Origin of the sequence: Flagellimonas hymeniacidonis (assembly GCF_008040165.1) — a bacterium.
In the GTDB taxonomy this organism is placed as follows: Bacteria; Bacteroidota; Bacteroidia; order Flavobacteriales; family Flavobacteriaceae; genus Flagellimonas; species Flagellimonas hymeniacidonis.
The window spans coordinates 1-5,347 of sequence record NZ_VRUR01000004.1; the positions used below are offsets into that span (position 1 = coordinate 1).

Consider the following 5,347-nt stretch of genomic DNA (forward strand, 5'->3'; position numbering starts at 1 on the left):
AAAAGGGTATAAGAGGGGTCGTTTCATAGTGGCCATTTTTTTTCTTTTTTAGATTTAAGAAGTTCATTTGACATATTGTATAGACAGCGTAAAAGAGAATAACAAAGAACCATTTTGATGCAGGGACTTGGGTATTGTTTAAGGGAGTTGAATAGATATTTAACGATAGACAATGAAGAGTTTGATCCTGGCTCAGGATGAACGCTAGCGGCAGGCCTAACACATGCAAGTCGAGGGGTAACGGGGAGTGCTTGCACTCTGCCGACGACCGGCGCACGGGTGCGGAACGCGTATGGAACCTGCCCCTGTCAGGGGAATAGCCCAGAGAAATTTGGATTAATGCCCCATGGTATCGGGACGACACATGTCGCCCCGATTAAAGATTTATCGGACAGGGATGGCCATGCGTACCATTAGTCAGATGGTGGGGTAACGGCTCACCATAACTACGATGGTTAGGGGCCCTGAGAGGGGGATCCCCCACACTGGTACTGAGACACGGACCAGACTCCTACGGGAGGCAGCAGTGAGGAATATTGGACAATGGGCGGGAGCCTGATCCAGCCATGCCGCGTGCAGGATGACTGCCCTATGGGTTGTAAACTGCTTTTATACGGGAAGAAACGCGCCTACGTGTAGGCGTTTGACGGTACCGTAAGAATAAGGACCGGCTAACTCCGTGCCAGCAGCCGCGGTAATACGGAGGGTCCGAGCGTTATCCGGAATCATTGGGTTTAAAGGGTCCGTAGGCGGGCCATTAAGTCAGGGGTGAAAGTCTGCAGCTCAACTGTAGAATTGCCTTTGATACTGGTGGTCTTGAGTCGTTGTGGAGTGGCCGGAACATGTGGTGTAGCGGTGAAATGCATAGATATCACATAGAACACCGATCGCGAAGGCAGGTCACTAACAACGTACTGACGCTGATGGACGAAAGCGTGGGTAGCGAACGGGATTAGATACCCCGGTAGTCCACGCCGTAAACGATGGATACTAGCTGTCGGGACCTCGGTCTCGGCGGCCAAGCGAAAGTGATAAGTATCCCACCTGGGGAGTACGTTCGCAAGAATGAAACTCAAAGGAATTGACGGGGGCCCGCACAAGCGGTGGAGCATGTGGTTTAATTCGATGATACGCGAGGAACCTTACCAGGGCTTAAATGTAGTATGACAGGTTTAGAGATAGACTTTTCTTCGGACATATTACAAGGTGCTGCATGGTTGTCGTCAGCTCGTGCCGTGAGGTGTCAGGTTAAGTCCTATAACGAGCGCAACCCCTACCGTTAGTTGCCAGCATGTAAAGATGGGGACTCTAACGGGACTGCCGGTGCAAACCGTGAGGAAGGTGGGGACGACGTCAAATCATCACGGCCCTTACGTCCTGGGCCACACACGTGCTACAATGGCCGGTACAGAGGGAAGCCACCACGCAAGTGGGCGCGGATCTATAAAGCCGGTCACAGTTCGGATCGGGGTCTGCAACTCGACCCCGTGAAGCTGGAATCGCTAGTAATCGGATATCAGCCATGATCCGGTGAATACGTTCCCGGGCCTTGTACACACCGCCCGTCAAGCCATGGAAGCCGGGAGTGCCTGAAGTCCGTCACCGTAAGGAGCGGCCTAGGGCAAAATCGGTAACTAGGGCTAAGTCGTAACAAGGTAGCCGTACCGGAAGGTGCGGCTGGAACACCTCCTTTCTAGAGAAAAGACGACCGGACAATGTCCCGTCCTTTCATCGGGGTGGTCCTTGTTTTTCTTTTATGCTGTCTTATAATATGTTCACCAAAGAGTCTCATAGCTCAGCTGGTTAGAGCGCTACACTGATAATGTAGAGGTCGGCAGTTCGAGTCTGCCTGAGACTACGAAGGGGCAGTCTTCTGGCTGTTGACGTTCATTAGATATTGAAGGAAATTCTGGAAGTTGGCGTTCACGTTAAGAATAGGAGTTAAGTTATAGTTTATACTGGCAACTATCAACTGGCGACTAGCGACTCAAACGGGGGATTAGCTCAGCTGGCTAGAGCGCCTGCCTTGCACGCAGGAGGTCATCGGTTCGACTCCGATATTCTCCACAAGGCCAATAAAGTAGGCCCGACGGGACATTTTTGTTTTTGTCGGTGCCGACTCGGCACAAGTTCATTGACATATTGGGACGGAGCGTGATGGTTTATACCATCATGGCGAAGTCAAATAAGAAACACGAAGTAGAATAGAATATAATAAAGGATTACGAGGGCATTTGTGCTTTATGCACAAGTGCGACAAGCAAAAGAAGGGCGTATGGGGGATGCCTGGGCTCTCAGAGGCGAAGAAGGACGTGATAAGCTGCGAAAAGCCGCGGGGATCTGCACACGAGAATTGATCCGCGGATATCCGAATGGGGCAACCCACTATGTTGAAGGCATAGTATCCGAAAGGAGGCAAACCCGCTGAACTGAAACATCTAAGTAGGCGGAGGAAGAGAAAACAAAAGTGATTCCGAGAGTAGTGGCGAGCGAAATCGGATTAGTCCAAACCAATGTTGTTCCGGCAACATTGGGGTTGTAGGACCACGACATTCTTTGCGTTGGCGAACTGGAACCCTTTGGAAAGAGGGGCCGTAGACGGTGATAGCCCGGTACAGGCAAGTTGCGTTAAAGATAGTGGTATCCTGAGTAGTGCGGGGCACGTGAAACCCTGTATGAATCCGGCGGGACCATCCGCCAAGACTAAATACTCCTGAGAGACCGATAGTGAACCAGTACCGTGAGGGAAAGGTGAAAAGAACCGTGAATAACGGAGTGAAAGAGACCCTGAAACCATACGCCTACAAGCGGTCGGAGCATGTTTACATGTGACGGCGTGCCTTTTGCATAATGAGCCTACGAGTTACTTTTACTGGCAAGGTTAAGCACTTCAGGTGCGCAGCCGTAGCGAAAGCGAGTCTGAACAGGGCGCCAGAGTCAGTAGTAGTAGACGCGAAACCGTGCGATCTACCCATGGGCAGGTTGAAGCTGTGGTAACACACAGTGGAGGACCGAACCCGTTGACGTTGAAAAGTCTTGGGATGACCTGTGGGTAGGGGTGAAAGGCCAATCAAGCTCGGAAATAGCTCGTACTCCCCGAAATGCATTTAGGTGCAGCGTTCTGATAGTTATATAGAGGTAGAGCTACTGATTGGATGCGGGGGCTTCACCGCCTACCAATTCCTGACAAACTCCGAATGCTATATAATGTTTCAGGGCAGTGAGGGCATGGGTGCTAAGGTCCATGTCCGAGAGGGAAAGAACCCGGACCATCAGCTAAGGTCCCCAAGTGTGTGCTAAGTTGACAAAACGCGGTGGAACTGCATAGACAGCCAGGATGTTGGCTTGGAAGCAGCCATTCATTTAAAGAGTGCGTAACAGCTCACTGGTCGAGCGGTTCCGCATGGATAATGATCGGGCATAAGCACACCACCGAAGCTATGGCTTTACAGTTTACTGTAAGGGGTAGGGGAGCATTCCATTCTGCGTTGAAGCGGGCCTGCGAGGTCCCGTGGAGCGTATGGAAACGAAAATGTAGGCATAAGTAACGATAATGTGGGCGAGAAACCCACACGCCGAAAGACCAAGGTTTCCCCGGCTATGCTAATCAGCCGGGGGTCAGTCGGGACCTAACACGAACCCGAAAGGGGCAGTGGATGGACAAGCGGTTAATATTCCGCTACCCGCAATACGATAAAAGTGACGGGGCACCGGAGTTGGTGCGTGCTGACGGAATAGCACGTTGAACCTTCGGGGATAGTACACCAAGGCCACGGCCGCGGTGATAATCCAGCGTAGGTGCCTCCAAGAAAAGCGAGTATTGCGGCCCGTACCGTAAACCGACACAGGTGGTCGGGATGAGTATTCTAAGGCGCTCGAGAGATTCATGGTTAAGGAACTAGGCAAAATAGACCCGTAACTTCGGGAGAAGGGTCGCCCCCTTTGGGGGGCCGCAGTGAATAGGTCCAGGCGACTGTTTATCAAAAACACAGGGCTCTGCCAAATCGAAAGATGAAGTATAGGGCCTGACACCTGCCCGGTGCCGGAAGGTTAAAGGGAGATGTTATCCGTAAGGTGAAGCATTGAACTGAAGCCCCGGTAAACGGCGGCCGTAACTATAACGGTCCTAAGGTAGCGAAATTCCTTGTCGGGTAAGTTCCGACCTGCACGAATGGTGCAACGATCTGGACACTGTCTCAACCATGAGCTCGGTGAAATTGTAGTATCGGTGAAGATGCCGGTTACCCGCAGTGGGACGAAAAGACCCCGTGCACCTTTACTATAGCTTCGTATTGACTTCGGTCAAGCAATGTGTAGGATAGCTGGGAGACTTTGAAGCTGCATCGCCAGGTGTGGTGGAGTCATTGTTGAAATACCAGCCTTTGCTTGTCTGAAGCCTAACCTTCTTTGGAAGGAACAGTGCGTGGTGGGTAGTTTGACTGGGGTGGTCGCCTCCAAAAGAGTAACGGAGGCTTCTAAAGGTGCCCTCAATACGGTTGGCAATCGTGTGCAGAGTGCAATGGCACAAGGGCGCTTGACTGAGAGACATACAGGTCGATCAGGTAGGAAACTAGAGCATAGTGATCCGGTGGTTCCGCATGGAAGGGCCATCGCTCAAAGGATAAAAGGTACGCCGGGGATAACAGGCTGATCTCCCCCAAGAGCTCATATCGACGGGGGGGTTTGGCACCTCGATGTCGGCTCGTCACATCCTGGGGCTGGAGAAGGTCCCAAGGGTTGGGCTGTTCGCCCATTAAAGTGGCACGCGAGCTGGGTTCAGAACGTCGTGAGACAGTTCGGTCTCTATCTACTGCGGGCGTTAGAGATTTGAGTGGCGCTGGCCCTAGTACGAGAGGACCGGGCCGGACTGACCGCTGGTGCACCAGTTGTTCCGCCAGGAGCACCGCTGGGTAGCTAAGTCGGGACGGGATAAGCGCTGAAAGCATATAAGCGCGAAACCCGCCACAAGATGGGATCTCTTTAAAGGGCCGTGGGAGATGACCACGTTGATAGGCCATAGGTGGAAGTGCAGCGATGTACGCAGCCGAGTGGTACTAATTGCCCGTATGCTTGCGCACTGCCCCTCGGCAGTTCTTTATGGTATCCAAGTACATTTTTTGTTTCTTTTTTGATCGGTCGCCAAGTGCACCGTCCCATTATTATGTCATACATGAACATTTAAGATATTGAAGATCTAGGTGGCCATGGCGACGGGGCCCACCCCTTTCCATTCCGAACAGGGAAGTTAAGCCCGTTTGCGCCGATGGTACTGCTATACCAAGTGGGAGAGTAGGTCGCCGCCTTCCTTGAACGCCCTTTACATCACGTAAAGGGCGTTTTTTTTGTT

The 5,347-nt window shown here is 52.0% G+C and carries 2 tRNA genes and 3 rRNA genes; all 5 read left to right on the top strand.

From position 1 onward, the window contains the following. Nucleotides 1-169 precede the first annotated feature (169 nt). The 5 genes from FVB32_RS17630 to rrf all read left to right on the top strand — a co-directional run bounded on the left by FVB32_RS17630 (nt 170) and on the right by rrf (nt 5,306). Nucleotides 170-1,693 (top strand): 16S ribosomal RNA (locus FVB32_RS17630). Between the two features lie 91 nt (nt 1,694-1,784). Beyond that, nucleotides 1,785-1,858, top strand: a tRNA-Ile gene (locus tag FVB32_RS17635). Nucleotides 1,859-1,993: 135 nt separating this feature from the next. Beyond that, nucleotides 1,994-2,067, top strand: a tRNA-Ala gene (locus tag FVB32_RS17640). 186 nt (nt 2,068-2,253) lie between these two features. Next, nucleotides 2,254-5,078 (top strand): 23S ribosomal RNA (locus tag FVB32_RS17645). Between the two features lie 116 nt (nt 5,079-5,194). Then, nucleotides 5,195-5,306, top strand: a 5S ribosomal RNA gene (rrf, locus tag FVB32_RS17650). The 16S, 23S and 5S rRNA genes sit together here with 2 tRNA genes alongside, the layout of an rRNA operon. Nucleotides 5,307-5,347 lie beyond the last annotated feature (41 nt).